19 protein-coding genes are annotated in these 17,174 nt (G+C 38.4%); 15 read left to right on the top strand and 4 right to left on the bottom strand.

The window, feature by feature from the left end; genetic code table 11:
• Positions 1-7: 7 nt before the first annotated feature.
• From I6F48_RS02310 to I6F48_RS02325, 4 genes are read left to right on the top strand one after another with little or no spacing between them, the layout of a single operon-like run.
• Entirely contained in the window at positions 8-778 is a 771-nt protein-coding gene (locus tag I6F48_RS02310; RefSeq protein WP_007585827.1) for a ParA family protein, read from the top strand.
• A gap of 3 nt (positions 779-781) precedes the next feature.
• Entirely contained in the window at positions 782-1,576 is a 795-nt protein-coding gene (locus tag I6F48_RS02315; protein ID WP_007585828.1) for a chemotaxis protein CheW, read from the top strand.
• A 24-nt stretch (positions 1,577-1,600) separates the two neighbouring features.
• Positions 1,601-2,098 carry a chemotaxis protein CheW gene (locus tag I6F48_RS02320; RefSeq protein ID WP_002959294.1) on the top strand — a complete coding sequence of 166 codons (498 nt, stop codon included), beginning with the start codon at positions 1,601-1,603 and terminating at the stop codon, positions 2,096-2,098.
• A gap of 17 nt (positions 2,099-2,115) precedes the next feature.
• Positions 2,116-2,517 carry a DUF2802 domain-containing protein gene (locus tag I6F48_RS02325; protein ID WP_024589935.1) on the top strand — a complete coding sequence of 134 codons (402 nt, stop codon included), beginning with the start codon at positions 2,116-2,118 and terminating at the stop codon, positions 2,515-2,517.
• A 31-nt stretch (positions 2,518-2,548) separates the two neighbouring features.
• On the opposite strand, the gene I6F48_RS02330 is transcribed toward I6F48_RS02325, so the two are convergent.
• Together I6F48_RS02330 and fliK are read right to left on the bottom strand one after the other, a co-directional pair.
• Complete coding sequence (locus I6F48_RS02330) at positions 2,549-2,857, bottom strand: EscU/YscU/HrcU family type III secretion system export apparatus switch protein (protein WP_024589934.1); 309 nt, start codon at positions 2,855-2,857, stop codon at positions 2,549-2,551.
• Positions 2,858-2,859: 2 nt separating this feature from the next.
• The gene (gene fliK, locus I6F48_RS02335) at positions 2,860-5,313 is read right to left on the bottom strand and encodes a flagellar hook-length control protein FliK (RefSeq protein WP_197118704.1); all 2,454 of its coding nucleotides are present in this window, start codon (positions 5,311-5,313) and stop codon (positions 2,860-2,862) included.
• Between the two features lie 113 nt (positions 5,314-5,426).
• Between fliK and ccmA the strand changes: the two genes are divergently transcribed.
• From ccmA to I6F48_RS02385, 10 genes are read left to right on the top strand one after another with little or no spacing between them, the layout of a single operon-like run.
• The gene (ccmA, locus tag I6F48_RS02340) at positions 5,427-6,047 is read left to right on the top strand and encodes a cytochrome c biogenesis heme-transporting ATPase CcmA (protein WP_165728705.1); all 621 of its coding nucleotides are present in this window, start codon (positions 5,427-5,429) and stop codon (positions 6,045-6,047) included.
• Positions 6,047-6,733, top strand: a complete 687-nt coding sequence (gene ccmB, locus I6F48_RS02345) for a heme exporter protein CcmB (protein WP_024608159.1) — start codon at positions 6,047-6,049, stop codon at positions 6,731-6,733. Before ccmA ends, ccmB begins: the two co-directional genes overlap by 1 nt.
• Positions 6,733-7,470, top strand: a complete 738-nt coding sequence (locus I6F48_RS02350) for a heme ABC transporter permease (RefSeq protein ID WP_007585844.1) — start codon at positions 6,733-6,735, stop codon at positions 7,468-7,470. The genes ccmB and I6F48_RS02350 overlap by 1 nt, the downstream gene beginning before the upstream one ends.
• Before the next feature lie 2 nt (positions 7,471-7,472).
• Positions 7,473-7,676 (top strand): heme exporter protein CcmD, encoded by a 204-nt coding sequence (gene ccmD, locus I6F48_RS02355; protein WP_007585846.1) that lies wholly within the window; start codon positions 7,473-7,475, stop codon positions 7,674-7,676.
• A complete protein-coding gene (gene ccmE, locus I6F48_RS02360; RefSeq protein WP_007585848.1) occupies positions 7,673-8,152 on the top strand; it encodes a cytochrome c maturation protein CcmE in 480 nt (159 codons plus the stop codon). The genes ccmD and ccmE overlap by 4 nt, the downstream gene beginning before the upstream one ends.
• Before the next feature lie 2 nt (positions 8,153-8,154).
• A complete protein-coding gene (locus tag I6F48_RS02365) occupies positions 8,155-10,125 on the top strand; it encodes a heme lyase CcmF/NrfE family subunit (RefSeq protein WP_024592754.1) in 1,971 nt (656 codons plus the stop codon).
• A complete protein-coding gene (locus tag I6F48_RS02370) occupies positions 10,122-10,691 on the top strand; it encodes a redoxin family protein (RefSeq protein ID WP_165728706.1) in 570 nt (189 codons plus the stop codon). Before I6F48_RS02365 ends, I6F48_RS02370 begins: the two co-directional genes overlap by 4 nt.
• A complete protein-coding gene (locus I6F48_RS02375) occupies positions 10,691-11,152 on the top strand; it encodes a cytochrome c-type biogenesis protein (protein ID WP_165739534.1) in 462 nt (153 codons plus the stop codon). Before I6F48_RS02370 ends, I6F48_RS02375 begins: the two co-directional genes overlap by 1 nt.
• A complete protein-coding gene (gene ccmI / locus I6F48_RS02380) occupies positions 11,153-12,403 on the top strand; it encodes a c-type cytochrome biogenesis protein CcmI (RefSeq protein WP_197118705.1) in 1,251 nt (416 codons plus the stop codon).
• Between the two features lie 9 nt (positions 12,404-12,412).
• Positions 12,413-13,144, top strand: a complete 732-nt coding sequence (locus I6F48_RS02385) for an MlaA family lipoprotein (protein ID WP_197118706.1) — start codon at positions 12,413-12,415, stop codon at positions 13,142-13,144.
• Between the two features lie 262 nt (positions 13,145-13,406).
• Here the strand turns inward: I6F48_RS02385 and I6F48_RS02390 are convergent, their stop codons facing one another.
• Positions 13,407-14,633 carry an EAL and HDOD domain-containing protein gene (locus I6F48_RS02390; protein WP_007584100.1) on the bottom strand — a complete coding sequence of 409 codons (1,227 nt, stop codon included), beginning with the start codon at positions 14,631-14,633 and terminating at the stop codon, positions 13,407-13,409.
• Positions 14,634-14,965: 332 nt separating this feature from the next.
• Here I6F48_RS02390 and putP point away from each other — a divergent pair, with 332 nt between their 5' ends.
• On the top strand, positions 14,966-16,444 hold the full coding sequence (gene putP, locus I6F48_RS02395) for a sodium/proline symporter PutP (protein WP_165728709.1): 1,479 nt from the start codon (positions 14,966-14,968) through the stop codon (positions 16,442-16,444).
• Positions 16,445-16,718: 274 nt separating this feature from the next.
• Here putP and I6F48_RS02400 read toward each other — a convergent pair whose 3' ends face one another.
• Positions 16,719-17,036, bottom strand: a complete 318-nt coding sequence (locus I6F48_RS02400) for a YebG family protein (RefSeq protein ID WP_165728710.1) — start codon at positions 17,034-17,036, stop codon at positions 16,719-16,721.
• Between the last annotated feature and the right edge of the window lie 138 nt (positions 17,037-17,174).

A 17,174-nucleotide genomic window follows, 5' to 3' on the forward strand; every position in this document is an offset into this window, starting at 1 on the left:
ATGTAATGTGAAGATTTGGACTGTCGCAAATCAAAAAGGTGGTGTTGGTAAAACAACAACAGCAGTGAGCCTTGCTGGTATTTTAGCTTTGCAGGGTAAGCGTGTGTTGCTTATTGATACAGACCCTCATGCATCACTCACTTATTACTTTGGCATTGACTCAGAAGATTTGGAAGTCAGCGTATATGATATTTTTGCGCGTGGCACGAGCATGCAAAGTGAAGAGATACTTCAAGCTTTATGCCCATCAACGCTTGAAAACCTAGATATTTTACCCGCAACAATGGCGATAGCCACGCTTGATAGAAGCATGGGTAATAAAACAGGTATGGGATTAATACTAAAAAAAGCGCTTGCAAAAATCAGTGAACATTACGATTATGCCATTTTAGATTGCCCCCCAGTTTTAGGAGTGTTAATGGTTAATGCGCTTGCAGCAAGTGAGCGAATTTTAGTGCCAGTGCAAACGGAATTTTTAGCACTGAAAGGGCTTGATAGAATGATGCGCACTATGGAATTAATGCAAACCTCTCAAGCGAAAGATTATCAATATACTATAATCCCTACTATGTATGATAAACGTACTAAAGCATCGTTAGAAGCATATAAAACACTGCAAAGTACGTATGGTGATAAAGTCTGGCCAGGTGTGATACCGGTAGATACTAAATTTAGAGATGCAAGCTTTGCGCAAAAAGTGCCTGTAGAGTATTGTCCTCGTTCGCGTGGTGTATACGCATATAAAGCACTGCTAGAATATTTAATTGAACAAGGTTAATGAATGAGTAAGCAATTATTTGCTAATGAAAAAGTAATGAAACAATACCTAGGGGCTTTGTTATGTGAAGACGAGCCTGTAGATAACCTTGAGCCAGTCGCAAAATTACTTGAGCAAATGCCACACGACTCGCAGCAAGAACATATTCATTTAAAACCAAAAGAACAGATAAAAGCGGCAGAAAAAATATTTGATCAAGACTTACTTAATTCTGAAATTAAGCCAATAGTTGAACCTATTTTTGAAGCCGAAAAAGTTAATAAAGCCATTGACGATGAAGTAATAGAGCCGATAAGTACGATTACAGAAGAACCAGAACCACAGATTATAACCACTAGCCAATCTGACTATTTTGATGGTGAATTTCAGGCATTATTTTTTGAAGTTGCTGGTTTAACATTGGCTGTGCCATTAAAAGCATTAGGCGGTATACATCAACTAGGTGAAGTAAATCATTTATTTGGTAAGCCAAAGTGGTTTAAAGGCGTTATGCTCAACAGAGAAGAAAAGCTTAATGTTGTTGATACTGCTCGTTGGGTAATGCCAGAAAAGTATGATGATAAATTAGAGGCGTCTTTAGATTATCAGTATTTAATTACCTTAGGTGATAGCCAGTGGGGCTTATTAGCTGAAAAGTTGATAAATAACATTACATTGAGTAAAGAAGATGTAAAATGGCGTACAAATAAAAGTAAGCGCCCATGGCTTGCTGGTGTTATAAAAGAAAAAATGTGTGCTTTAATAGATGTAGATAATTTAAATATATTATTAGAGAAAGGCTTAGATAGCCGTCAGTAGTAATGACCATTACGGGGTAATAGCATGAATCAAGATAAATTACTGTCAGCAAATAAAAACGCAGATAATAATGATGAAATTTTACAGTGGGTTACGTTTAAGCTAGAGGAAGAAACCTACGGCGTAAATGTAATGCAAGTACAAGAAATACTTCGTTATACAGAGATAGCCCCTGTACCAGGTGCACCTTCTTACGTTATTGGTATTATTAACTTACGCGGTAACGTTGTAACTGTTATTGATACTCGTGCACGTTTTGGTTTGTTAGCTGCTGATGCAACCGATAATTCTCGTATATTAATTATTGAAGCTGAAGAGCAAGTTATCGGCATTTTAGCCGACAGCGTATCTGAAGTCGTTTATTTACGCAGCTCTGAGATCGATAGTGCACCAAATGTTGGTACTGAAGAAAGTGCTAAGTTTATTCAAGGCGTTTGTAATCGTGATAATGAGCTACTGATTTTAGTCGATTTAAACAAGTTACTCAGCGATGATGAATGGGATGAGTTAAGCGATATATAAGCTTTACCAAATAAATTATGCTGTTACTTAGTATAGCTATATCAGCGTTAGCGGTAGGACTTATATCGCTTGCGCTAATAATTGCATTAAAAAACAAACAAGTGAATGAAGTTAATGCTGTATTACAGCAGCTTAAAGATAGCTCAGAGCAAACTCATATTTTGCGAAGTGAAATTTCAGAGCTTAGAACAGGGCTTTTAAGTATTGGTAAGCGAGTGCTTGAGGTTGAGCAACAAAATCAAGATTTAATACAACAACAAGCTGCGCAAAAATACGATGACCCTGATGCTAAAATTTACTCTCGTGCAGTAAAAATGGTTGAGTTAGGTGCGGACCTCGATGAGGTGATACGCGAATGCGAATTACCGCGAGCAGAAGCCGAATTACTATTTTCACTACATAAACAAAAAGGCGCTTAGCGCCTTTTTAGTTATAAGCGTGTAAATAATCTCACGCTTTAATATTTAACTTACCTTGAAAGTCTTGCCAGCCTGGCGGAAATTGACCTCTTAATACATACGAAAACGCAATAAGCTCTGCAATTACATAATAAAGCTCTTTAGGGATTTCTTCCCCTAAGCTTAAATGCGACAACGTTTTAGCAAGCGCTGCATCTTCGTGGATCATAATTCCTTTTAATTTTGCCGCTGCAATTATTTCGTCAGCTAACTCACCAAACCCTTTTACGCTTACAGTGGGGGTGTTGCCAGCTTCGTATAAAAGCCCAATGGCTGACTTATTAATAGGTGTATCACTCATTACTAAACCTTAATATTAATAATTGCATGAGATTTATAAAATGCCTGATTATTTGCATCGCCTCGCTTTAAGTTGAGCTCTCCAACCTGTAAACCATGCTTAGCTAGTTTGGATCTTAAATTATCTAAGTGAGGGTGAGCAATTGCGCTTACTTCTTGGCTTGAGGCTAATAGCTGGCAATCGAGTGCTTTATCCATTAACTCAGCGGTAATCTGTAATTGCCCAATCTGTGCATAATCAAAGTTTAGCCTGACAAACCATACATTTTTATCTTCTAATTTATCTGCGCTTGGCTTTTTATATTGCCCCAATGTTATTTCTGTTTGGGCGGCCTCAGGCGGCAATTTCATTGGTAATAAAAATTGTGCAAGCGGGTTTGTGTCTGGTTGTTGACTTGGTGTTGAAACACTTACTTGGGTAAGTGTGTTTTTAACTTGTACGATTTCGCTAGCCAATGCTTGAACTTGAGCTTGCTGCAGTTGCTCAAGTATTTTTGCTCCCGCGTTTCCTGTTTTAAAAGTAGGTATGAGTACTTGTAAAAGTGCATCTAAGCCAGTTTGGTTATTAAAGCTTATCGGTGTTACTGATTGGCTAATTATAGGGGCTGCTAAAATACTCACTGCAACGTGTTCAAGTCCTTTAGTGAAGCTACTTTGTAGTGTATCACCCGTTAATTGAGATGGTTGTAAGGTGGCTAATACTTCACGCTGTATGGTCGCAGGGTTAACATTATTACTTGAGACCATGCGATTAAATGCTTGGTTAATTAAGCGAGTTAAATCGGGCGTGTCTTTTGTTGCTCTATTTGTAATGTCAGTAATTTGACTACTTAAAAGCTGTTTGTTACCAGCTAATCTATCCGTAGGGATTGTGGTATCAGGAAGCTTTAATAATGTGCTTAATAGCTTTGCTTCTATTGGTTGTAGCATTTGACTACGAGAGGCAATATTAGATAACGGCTCTGCTAATGGGAGAATGTTTTTAATCGTGGCTGAGTTTGCACTGTTTTGATTGTTGCCGTTTATTACTGGTTGCACTGAAGAGGTTATTTGCCCTTTAGTAACAATTTCACTTGTAGGCTTAATTAACGTATCAACTTTACTGTTAGTACTAATATTCAGAGCACTCAATTGACTCGCGTTTAAATTACTTGGCTTAGCGCTCGCCACTCCATTTTGAGTAATATTATTTGGCGTTGGCGTGTTAGCTGTTGTTATATTTGTAGATGATTGCCAAACACTAACACTTCCTTTTATTTGCTGAGTTAATTGTACAAGTGGCGGAAGTCTTGAAAAGTGCTCTGGTAAAGTATTGCTCGTATTACTATTTAACGCAGTACTTACATTTTGGGTAATATTCACTCTATTCAACGGTGATACTGTTAATTGCATAACTAAGCTCGGCCTTTGTATCGCAGATGATGCAGACGGCGGCATTAACTCAGATTTATTTGCTGCTGCAAAGGGCTTACTTTCAAAATATTTAACTGCATCATTAATTCGCGTTTTTAAATCACTAAAGCTATTTTGTAGCCACGATTTTATTGGGCTATTAGGTGTAAGCAGTGGGCTTGCTTTAATAGTGGACGCAGAAAAAGGTATTTCAGGGACACTGCTTTTTTGAGCTAAAAGTAACTCGTTAAACGGTTTAGAAAATGAGTTATTAAGCGTCACTTTTATATTATTAGTATCGGTTTTAATAAGTAATTTATCAGCCTGATTTATTAAATTTACCTTAATGGGGGTATTGGGTAGTTCACTAACTTGTTGATTAGTAATAGGCGTTGTAAACGAACCTGACTTTTGAGGATGGGTCAAAATAGCTAGTTTAGGTGTTGCTTGAAGTTGCGCACTAGGTAATAAGGCCACGAGTAATTTAGTAAGTTTAGTTTGGCTAAGTGGTTGCGTATGAATTGTATCTGCAAAGCGATTAATAACATTAAGCTGTGCGCCTTTGTTAGTAGTACTAACAACTACTTTTAAAGGCTGCTCGGTTAAAAGTAACTGCGCTACGTCTTTATTTATGGCAATACTGGCGTTAAGTTTATCAATTACTAATTTTGGGGTAGGGGACATAACCACTTGTAAATCCATTGGTTGGCTTTGTACCTCAGTGCCCGTGCTTACATAATTTAATAAACGCTGTAATTGTACTGGTTGATTTAAAGTAAGGGTTGTAGTGTTTGGCGTGATGTTGAGCTGTTTGCCATCGGGATTAAGTTGTATGTTAGCACTGGCTATTTTTTGTAAATTTTGAGGTGCGCTTGTAGTGCCAAGTCTTAATGTCTGCCAATGTTTATCAATAAATACATCAAGCGTAATCGAGTCTTTCGAAAATTGAATGTTTTTAGCCGCAAGTACCTCATTAGGTAATTGCGATAACTCATTGGTTTGAGGGTTCGTCGATTGATTGATAACCAATGAATTAGATAATGTTATTTGCGTTGGCGTATTCATTATTTTAAATCAAGTTTTCTCTATTTTAAGTGAATCGATTTTAAAGCAATATTCGTATTACCCTATCATTATGGTAGACTAACGCCTAATTTTTGGCAGAGAGAATCGTCATCTTGTTACACATTAAGTCCGTCACCTGCATCAAGCAAGATCGTTGTTTGTTTGCGGATCTTAATTTTAGCCTTAATAGCGGTCAAATCATGCAATTAGCGGGCCCTAATGGGGCTGGTAAAACATCGCTATTGCGTATTATCGCAGGCTTTTCTGTGCCTGATGAAGGAGCTGTTTTATTTCAAGAACAGCCTATATCTAAGTATTACGAAGAGTATGCCAGAGAACTACTCTTTATAGGCCACAAAACAGGTGTAAATACTCAGCTTAGTGCCGTTGAAAATGTTCGTCATTGGTTACAAATTAATGGCTACATAAACCAGCCTGACTTGTATCCCATTTTAGCGCAACTTGGCCTTGTTGGACTTGAAGATGTACCGGTTAGAATGTTATCTGCTGGACAACAAAGACGTGTAGCTTTGGTTAGGCTTTGGTTAAGTGATTCTAAATTATGGGTACTTGATGAGCCATTTACCGCGCTTGATAAAAGCGGTGTTGCTTTTTTGCAGCACCGATTTACTGAACACTTACAAAGCGGTGGTGCTATTTTATTAACGACTCACCAAGACTTAACGACCCATTTTAGTAACTTGCAAACGGTTACACTGGAGTATCGTCACTAATGACTCGTCAACATTCTTATTGGTTGCTATTTAGTGCGGTATTTACCAAAGATGTAAAACTTGCGTTTCGCCAGCGCGCTGAAATTGTAAATCCTATTTTGTTCTTCTTAATTGTAATTTCATTATTTCCGTTAGCAATCGGGCCTGAGCCTGGTTTACTAGCGAGAATGGCACCGGGAATTATTTGGGTTGCCGCATTACTTTCTACCATGCTGGGCTTGGATAAACTGTTTAGAGATGATTTTAATGATGGCTCATTGGAGCAGTTAATTGCATCGTCTTACCCGTTATCGTTAACCGTACTTGCTAAAGTGGCTGCTCACTGGGTGGTAACAGGTTTACCGCTTGTATTAATGACGCCGCTATTTGCATTGTTGTTAAACCTAGAAAGTACGGCGTTAACAGCGACTGTTTTAACATTATTATTAGGCACTCCACTATTGAGCTTTATTGGCGCAATAGGCGCAGGGCTTACTGTAGGATTACAAAAAGGGGGTATTTTGATGAGTTTACTCGTACTGCCTTTGTATATTCCTGTTTTGATTTTTGCAACGTCGGCTATCGATACCAGCTCTATGTCGCTGGATTATAGTGGGCAGCTTGCCATCCTTGGTGCAATGTTACTTATTGCTATTATTAGCGCACCAATTGCCATATCGTCAGCTTTAAAAGTGAGTGTAAGTTAATGTGGAAGTGGTTACATCCCTATGCTAAAGCAGAGCGTGCATACCAGTTATGCAATACGTTACTGCCTTATTTTGCCGTAGTTACTGTAGTTAGTATGATTGTTGGATGGGTATGGGGGCTTGGTTTTGCACCTGCCGATTACCAACAAAAAGACAGCTACCGTATCATTTTTATTCATGTTCCTTCCGCCATTTTATCTATGGGCGCTTACTCATCAATGGCTATTGCAGCTGTTGTTGCACTTGTATGGCAACTACGAAATGCCGAACTTGCCGTTATTGCTATAGCGCCTGTTGGTGCTTGTATTACAGCTATAGCGCTTATTACTGGCGCTGCATGGGGTAAACCTATGTGGGGTGCTTGGTGGGTATGGGATGCGCGTTTAACGTCGGAACTTATTTTATTATTTTTATATCTTGGCGTGCTTTCGCTTTATCATGCATTTGAAGATAAGAAGTCAGCAGGGCGTGCGGCTTCTATTTTAGCTATTGTGGGCGTAATCAACTTACCTATTATTCATTACTCAGTTGAGTGGTGGAATACGCTACACCAAGGCGCAAGCATTACAAAACTAGACACCAAAGCAATAGACCCAAGTATGTTTTGGCCACTTATGGTTAATATTTTAGCCTTTGCTGCTTTTGTAGGAACAGTAACTTTAATTCGTCTTAAAAATGAAATTTTGCAACGCGAAAAGCACCGACCGTGGGTGCGTTTGTTGTTAAATAAGGGGTAATTATGCAGTTTGACTCTTTTTCTGATTTTATTGCAATGGGAGGCTATGGGTTCTATATCTGGCTTTCTTTTGGTACATGCGCTCTTATTTTACTTGGTATTTTAGTGAACTCTTTAAGAGATACTAAACGTATTATGGCTTCAGTTGAGCAACAAATAATACGTGAAGCGCGAATTAAAAAAGCTAAACAGGAACAAGCCTCATGAATCCAAGACGTAAAAAGCGCCTATTGGTAATTATTGCCGTACTGTTTGGTATTGGTGGATCAATTGGTTTAGTGCTTTATGCACTTCAAGAAAATATTAATCTTTTTTATACGCCAAGCGAACTTATTGATGGCAAAGGGCCTAATAAAGAAAAACCATTCATTGGCCAAAAGCTACGTATTGGTGGCATGGTTGTACCAGGCACGGTTGAGCGTAATGAACAGAGCTTACAAGTAAGCTTTAAGCTAATTGATACAGGTCCATTAGTGACCGTGCGTTATCAAGGCATATTGCCAGACTTGTTTCGTGAGGGGCAAGGCATTGTAGCGCAGGGCGTATTAATCGAACCTAATGTTATTGAAGCATTTGAAGTACTTGCAAAGCATGACGAAGAATATATGCCAGCAGAAGTTGCAGAGGCAGTTAAAGGTATTAAGCACGAAAAACCAAAATACAACTTAGATAGTGGTAATTAGCTATGATCCCAGAAATTGGTTATTTTTCTTTAACGCTTGCCATGGTGCTAAGCGTTTTACTGTGTATTTTTCCTCTTTGGGGCGCGCATACCGGTAATCTTCGATTAATGCGTGCAGCTCCCTCTTTAGCAATTGGGCAATTCGCTTTTGTTTTAATCTCTTTTGCAGCACTTATTTACGCCAGTGTAACGGATGATTTTACCGTATCATATGTGGCATATCATTCAAGTAGTACACTGCCTTGGTATTACAAAATCACCTCTACATGGGGCGGCCATGAAGGCGCTATTTTACTGTGGTTAGTAATGCAAGCTGGTTGGACTGCCGTTGTCGCTGCGCGTTCTAAATCATTACCTTGGGTGCTACGTGCTCGCGTATTGGGCGTACTTGGTTTTTTAGGTGTAGGTTTTATGATGTACACCTTACTACTTTCAAGCCCGTTTGAGCGCCTACTCCCTTATTTCCCTGTTGAAGGGCGTGATTTAAATCCGTTACTTCAAGATCCGGGCATGATTATTCACCCGCCATTACTGTACATGGGTTATGTAGGGCTATCAGTTGCTTTCTCTTTTGCTATTGCTGCGTTGTTAACCGGTAAGCTTGATAACACATGGGCTAAGTGGTCACGTCCGTGGACAATGACTGCATGGGGCTTTTTAACTCTAGGAATCACAATTGGTAGCTGGTGGGCATATTCAGAGCTTGGCTGGGGCGGCTGGTGGTTTTGGGATCCAGTCGAAAACGCATCATTAATGCCATGGCTTGTAGCTACAGCATTACTACACTCATTAAGCGTAACCGAAAAACGTGGTGTATTTAAATCGTGGACCGTACTACTTGCTATCGCAGCATTTTCATTAAGCTTGTTAGGCACCTTTATTGTGCGCTCGGGTATTATTGTATCGGTGCATGCTTTTGCAACAGACCCTGATAGAGGCTTATTTATACTCGCCTTTTTAGGCATCGTTGTAGGTGGTGGCTTAGCGTTATATGCACTGCGTGTATCGCAAGTACATAGTGAAGGCCGATACAAGTTTGTATCACGCGAAGTGGCGTTATGGCTCAATAATATATTTTTAGTAGTTGCTACATTAATCGTATTGCTGGGTACGTTATTACCTATGGTTCATAAAGAAATGGGCTTGGGCAGTATTTCTATTGGCGAACCATTTTTTAATAAGATGTTTGCAATAATTTTAGTACCATTTGCTATTTTGATGGGTATAGGACCATTTTTACGCTGGAAGCAAAATAAATGGGCTTTCTTACAAAACAAAATATTAATGGGCGTATTAGCCAGTGTAGTGATTACCTGTGCTTGGTTGTTTTCAAGTTACGATTTAGTAAAACCACTTACGCTACTGGCCACTACGCTTGCGGTTTGGATTGCAATATCAACTGGGATCGACATTTACACTAAAGCCGCAGTGCATGGCACCTTAAAAGAAGGTTTAAAACGCTTAGGTGTAAGTTACTGGGCTATGGTGCTTGGGCATATTGGTATTTCGTTTGTTATTGCAGGTGTAACGCTTACATCGGCGTATTCAGTTGAGCGTGACGTATCGATGAAGCAAGGCGATACAGTTCAGCTTAACGAGTATGAATACCGTTTTGATGGTGTTAAAACTATTCGCGGGCCGAACTACAGTGGTCATGCGGGTGTTGTATCGGTGCTTAAAAACAATGAGCTAGTAACACGCTTACATGCCGAAAAACGTAAGTATGATATTGGTATGCAGTTTATGACCGAGGCGGCCATAGATGCAGGCTTTACACGTGATTTATACTTAGCGTTAGGTGAGCAGTTGAGCCAAGGTGCATGGTCACTTCGCATTTATCATAAACCGTTTGTTCGTTGGATGTGGATTGGTGGTGTGCTTATTTCCCTAGCTGGATTTATGATTTTATTTGATAAACGCTACCGCACATCAGCTAAAACAGCGCGTAGAGCTGCATCGGAGAATGTTTTATGAACCGTAAAATTTTAGCTATTGCGCCGCTTTTAGTATTTGCTTTTGTATGTGTATTTTTATACCAAGGCCTTTTTGCTAATCCTCGTGAAATTCAAACGGGTCGGTTAGGTCAAGAAATGCCAGCATTTAATCTACCTGATTTAATGCAAGATATTAAGCCGTGGACCAACGAGTCTTTAAAAGGCGAAGTTTACTTACTAAATGTATGGGGTACTTGGTGCCCAACATGTTTAGTTGAACTTGGTTATTTAACTAAGTTACGTGAGCAAGGCGTTAAAATTATTGGGCTTTATTACGTACAAGGTTACGATGCTGACTTTGATGGCCCTTTTGATATGCAATCACTTCGCAGTGAAGTGAGCGATATGCTGCAACGTGCGGGTGACCCATATCAATTTAATATCTTAGATTTACATCGTACTTTGTCGTTGGATTTAGGTGTTTCAGGTGCGCCTGAAACATTTTTAGTCGATAAAAACGGCACTATTTTATTGCATCACACGGGCGATATAAACCCGCGAGTATGGCGTGCTAAATTTGCGCCAATTATGCAGGAGCTTAAATAATGAAATGGTTACTACTTACGCTTAGCCTTTTTGTAAGCATCTGTGCGTTTGCAGAGCAAGATCGCTATCAATTTGATAACAACAAACAAGCAATATTGTTTGAAGAGCTAACTAAAGAGCTGCGCTGTCCTAAGTGTCAAAATCAAAACATTGCGGACTCTGACGCTGTGGTTGCTAAAGACTTGCGCGATAAAGTACTCGTATTGGTTAAAGAAGGTAAGAGCAAAGACGAAGTGATTGATTACATGATTGACCGCTTTGGCTATTTTGTTCATTACGACCCACCAGTTACACCAGCGACTTTAGTACTTTGGGTATTACCTGTATTAATTGTCATAGTCGGCTTTGGTTTTATTGTTATTCGCCAGCGAAAAGCATCAGTAAAACAAACGTGGAGCAGTGACGACGAAATGTTGTTAGCTAAGCTAATTGAACAAAATAAACGTCAGGAGCAAAGTTAAATGATTTTAATGTGGGCGTGTTTTGCTTTACTCACACTGGTTGCTCTTGGGTTTGTGATGTTGCCTTTTTTAAAAAAAGAGCGCGTTCAAACAATTACTCATAACGCCAATGCTGAGTTAATTAACATTTATGAGCAGCGTTTAGTTGATTTACAAACCGATTTAGACAATCAGCGTATTGATACCGTAAATCATGCAGAATCAATTATTGAATTAAAACGCCGTTTATTGAATGAGTTATCACCAGAAAAATCACTAAACAGCAAAGGTAATAATCGTATTTTTGCTTTAACTGGTGGCGCATTTGTTCTTGCTCTAACAGGTGTTTTTTATGGTTTAACGGGTAGTCAGCAGCAAATTTCGGCTTGGCATGATGCAATGGATAATTTAGCTGATTACGGCGAGCGTGCTGTAATGCAAAAAGGTGAGCCGCTTAGCCAAAATGAGCTGCAGGCTTTTGCATTGGCACTTCGTACAAAGCTTAGCCGCTCAGGTGATGATGAAGTTGCTTGGATGCTACTTGGACGAGTTGCTATGTCGCTTAATGAATTTGACATGGCGCAGCAGTCATTTGATAAAGCACTTCGTATGAATCCTGATAATATGCAGGTACTTATTAGTTATAGCCAAGTTTTATTACTAGAAGGTAGCGAAGCTAATATGACTCGTGCGGCAGGTATGCTCTCAAAAGTACTAAAAGTTGAGCCTACCAATTTAGATGCAATTTCGTTATTAGCACTCATTGCTTATGAACGTAAAGATTGGCCTCAAGCCAAAGCTGCATTTGAAGTTTTACTTGCGAGTATGGAAAAAAATGATTCTCGTTATAGCATGATCTCTGAGCGTATCGCTGATATAGAGAAGCAAATGCAAACGGAAGGCTCTGTTATGCCAGTTACTACAACGGGTGCTATTGCAGTTACAGTCGACATTGCAAAAGAGCTTATAGATAAACAGCCAAAAGACGGTATCTTGTTTATATTTGCAAAAGCAGCAAGTGGTTCGCCAATGCCATTAGCTGCTGTTAAACTCGCTAATTATTCATTTCCAATTACAGTTGAGTTGAGTGATAGTAGTGCAATGGTTGCAGGGCTTAACTTATCTAGTGCAGAAAATATTATTATTTCGGCGCGTATTTCTATAGATGACTCGGTTATGCCAAGTTCTGGTGAGCTAGAAGGTCATTCAGAGTCGTTAAAGCGTGAAAGTGTAAGTGACTACCAACTTCAAATTGATACATTAATACCTTAAGGACGTTAGATGTTAAAACACAGTTTTACTTTTTTATGTTTATTGATACTAGCCGGGTGTGCTCAAGTACCACAAAGCAAAGTAGATGACAGAGATCCGCTGCAAAGTATTAATCGTCCGTTATACGACTTTAATATGGATGTACTGGATGCTTATTTATTGCGCCCAGTTGCTGTAGGTTATGTTGAAGTAACGCCTGTACCGGTAAGAAACGGTATTGTTAATTTTACAGGTAATATTACAGCACCTGTCGATATAATTAATGCGGGTTTGCAAGGTAAACCGGGTAATGCAAGTGTGAGCTTAGCGCGTTTTTTAGTTAACTCTACGGTTGGTATTTTTGGTATTTTTGATGTAGCCAGTTCACTTGGTCTTGAAATTGTAGATGAAGACTTTGGACAAACGTTAGGTGTATGGGGCGTGGGTGATGGTGCTTATTTAATGCTACCTGGCATGGGTCCTACAACAGCACGTAACCTGACCGGTGATGTAGTCGACAACTTTGTATTACCTGAAGTTGCGCTAACGACTCCACAAACTATTCTAGTGTTTGTTTTAAAAGCAGTTGAGGCGCGTGCATCATTAATCCCACAAGAAGGGTTATTAAATGATTCACTTGATCCGTACTTATTTGTAAAAGATATTTACTTCCAGCGTCAGATTTATGAGCTGTACGATGGCAACCCACCAATAAAAGAAGAGCCAGCTGATTTTGATGAAGACTTTTTAGAAAGTTTATAATTGAAAAGCCACTCATAAAAACGCCAGCTAAATGCTGGCGTTTTTATTTGCTGTTTATATATTTAACCTGAACTCTGGATAATAAATCTATCTCGAGCAGTTATTTTCAGCGCTAACTACGTTGAATTTACTTGCAATAGGCTAACTATTGACGCGTAAGTTCGCCTTGTTTTCACTGAAAATCTCTGGCTAGAGAAAAATAAATTTAAATATCATTATGATTTAATATATTAGTAAATATCTTAACCAGAGTTCAGGTAGTTTATTTTTCGTTCACTACTAACTGCATTTGTTCATTAACCCAAGCTAGCGCTTCATGATAAGCATCGGGAACTTTTTCACCTAGATTTAGCTCTTTCGTTAGCTCGTTTGCAGCTGACCAGTTTGCTTGTTCGTAGTATTTAACTAAGTTTAAATATTTTGCTAGCAAGCCTTCATCGTTTAATAGCGCTGCTTTTATATCATTAGAAAGTGGAAGCTTTTTCATTACGCTTTCCATACTCTCATCTAAAATAGCATCCATTAGCGACATCATACCGGTTAAAAATGCCATGCCGGTATCTTTAAACTGCCCATGGGATATAGCGAGCAATTCAGCAAATCGAGCGCGCGTAAGCGATAGCCTAATTAGCTCTACAGGTTTGTCTGCTGATACTTGTGCTGCAAACAGTAGTGACAATAGCTTTTTAATTTCATTGGCGCCAAGCACTATAAGAGCTTGCTTAATGGTACTTATTTCTGCGCGTCTTGCAAATGCGGCAGAATTTGAATACCTAAGTAATTTATAAGATAGGTTTACATCACGTTCAAACACATCAGTGATTTTCTTAAGATCCATATCAACACTTGATGTTTCGTAAAGTAATTCAGCTAATGCCATTTCTGAAGGTGGTAGAGCCTTACTTTGTACCATTTCAGGTTTTGAGAAGAAAAATCCTTGGAAATAATCAAACCCAAGCTCTAAAGCTTGTTGGTAAATTTCATAGGTTTCTACTTTTTCGGCAAGTAACTTAATATGTGAGTGCGGTTTTAAATCGTTTAGAACCGTTTTTATTGTATCTATATCGGATGCTAAAAAGTCTATTTTAATAATATCAATAAATGGGTAAAAATGACGCCATACAGGTTGATGAATATAGTCATCAAGAGCAATAGTGTAACCTTTATCTTTTAAATCTTTAACGATAGCTAATAAACGCTTACCAGGCTGGATAGTTTCAAGTATTTCTACAACTATAGTGTCTTTACCTAGTAGTGTAGGGTAACCCTTTGATAGTGTTTCTAGGGTGAAGTTTATATAGGCAGGTTTATTGTCAGTTAAATCTTCTAAACCAAAATTAAACTGACTACCCTCTATAAGTCGTGTTGTTGCTTCGTCACCATCTATATCGGGAAATACGTTATCAACGCCATCACGAAATAAAAGCTCATAACCGATAAGTTTTTTATCTCTATCTAAAATCGGTTGACGTGCAGCGTAAAAATACATAAACAGTTCCGTAAGAGTGATGTAATTGGGTATTGTAATAATATATGGCAAAAGATTCAAAATAGCATTACGTATATTTGCATGATTAATAAATTATCATTATAAATTAAGGTGTTTCTTCTATTTAATTCATTATATTTTACCAATTCGCTTTAAAATTATTCAACATGAGTATTTTTGTATCAGCTGGAAGCAACAAGTTGGAGATTTTATTGTTAGGCATGATATAGTCAGCGAGAATGGTTTTTATCCTAATAGTGTCTTTATTATAATATTTTAAGAGTCAATATTCGGATCAAGAGCCTGTTATTAATAATTATGCGGAGGCTAATTTGGAAACAGGAATGATTATTTCACTAGCATTATATTTTGTTGTAATGTTAGGTATCGGACTATATGCATATAAGCAATCTACTGGCGATGTATCAGGTTACATGTTAGGTGGACGAAATCTATCACCAAGTGTTGCTGCACTATCTGCAGGTGCATCTGACATGAGTGGCTGGATTTTAATGGGCCTACCTGGTGCGATGTTTGTTACTGGTTTTAGTAGTACATGGATAGCAATTGGTTTGGTGATTGGTGCTTGGTTAAATTATCTGTTAGTTGCACCTAGATTACGTGTGTACACTGAAAAAGCAAATGACTCTATAACAATCCCAGATTACTTCTCAAATCGCTTCAATGATAAGTCAAACTTATTACGTGTTGTATCAGCTGTTGTGATTATAGTCTTCTTTACTCTTTACACGTCATCTGGTGTTGTAGCCGGCGGAAAATTGTTTGAAAGCTCATTTGGTTTAAGTTATGAAGTGGGTTTATACATTACAACGGGTGTCGTTGTTTTATACACTTTGTTTGGTGGTTTTTTAGCGGTTAGCTTAACTGATTTCGTGCAAGGTTGTATTATGTTCATCGCACTGATTCTAGTGCCTACTGTTGCATACTCTTTACTTGAACAACCTCTAGAATCTACTTTACATAGTGTAAATCCAGATATGCTTAACTGGATTGGAGCAGGCTCTGCATTGGGTATTATTTCTGCAATGGCATGGGGTTTAGGTTATTTTGGTCAACCACATATCATCGTTCGTTTTATGTCGGTACGTAGTGTTAAGGATATGCCTAAAGCTCGCCGTATTGGTATGACATGGATGATTGTTGCTGCCCTTGGTGCTGTTGGTACTGGTATATTTGGTGCTGCTTATACTTATGAAAATAATATTGTAGTTGAAGATCCTGAAACGATTTTCCTAATTCTTTCTGAGTTATTGTTCCACCCACTTATTGCTGGCTTTTTACTCGCTGCAATTTTGGCTGCTATCATGAGTACTATCTCATCGCAATTGCTAGTAAGCTCAAGTTCATTGACTGAAGATTTATATAAAACATTTTTACGTAAAGATGCTAGCGACTTTGAATTAGTTACTGTTGGTCGAATTAGCGTTGCCGTAGTGGCTATGTTTGCTATTTACTTAGCTTACGACAGAGATAGCTCTATTTTAGACCTAGTAAGTAATGCATGGGCAGGCTTTGGTGCTGCTTTCGGTCCATTGGTACTGTTCAGCCTTTACTGGAAACGTATGAATTTTGCCGGTGCGTTATCGGGTATGTTAGTAGGTGCGTTTACAGTGCTTGTTTGGGTTTATGGTCCGTTTACTATTAATGGTGAAAGCTTAAGTAGCTTTATGTACGAAATAGTACCTGGCTTTATTTTATCTAGTATCGCAATTGTTGTTGTTAGCTTAGCTACAAAAGAGCCAGAGCAAAACATTACCGCTTTATTTGATGAAGTAGAAAAAGAGCTTTAAATAGCAATTACTACTCATTTTTGAATGAGTAGTAATTAATACCAATCCGCAATAATACTTAATCATTTTGCGGGGCTAATGTGTCGCTACTGGCGTTAAAAAATTATCATTTAGAACAACTAAATATCGAATTTTTTGCCTAGCTATCAACACGTTTTTTTACCCTCAAAATAGATCACTTAATTAAGTGAATTGGTATAATAAAAAAGGGAGCAACTTAGTTGCTCCCTTTTTTATTTAGTTTGTCCCGTCCGAGGAAAGGGCAATCTACGAATTAACTTGCTTTTTTATCGTTGCTATCTTCAATTGATGCAACATTATCTGACTTTTTACTTTTTGCTGGCGCTTTGGTAACAACTGGATCTTTGCCGCCCTTTAATATGGTCATAAAGTCATCTTTGCTTTTCGCTATTTCTAAAGCAAGTGATTCAATTTGTTGCTCACTAAGCGGTACGTCTACCTTTTCTAGCATTAGCTCAAGTGATTCTGCTATATCGAGCATCTTGTCATAAGCATCAGCTTCTTTTTTGGTAGTAAACGTCATACGCTCGACTCCGTTTCGTTCTACAACATATTTAACAACAACAGCCATGATTTCTCCTGCAAAATTGCTTGGCACCGTGGTTTGTAAAAACCATTAGATTACTGTTTTTATGTACAGTAATGGTTTGGGCGTAAATTTGCAAGCGCGAAGTATTAATTTTTAGGTGTCTTAAATTTGACAAAAAAC

The sequence above is a fragment of the Pseudoalteromonas sp. SWYJ118 genome, assembly GCF_015864505.1.
In the GTDB taxonomy this organism is placed as follows: domain Bacteria; phylum Pseudomonadota; class Gammaproteobacteria; order Enterobacterales; family Alteromonadaceae; genus Pseudoalteromonas; species Pseudoalteromonas arctica.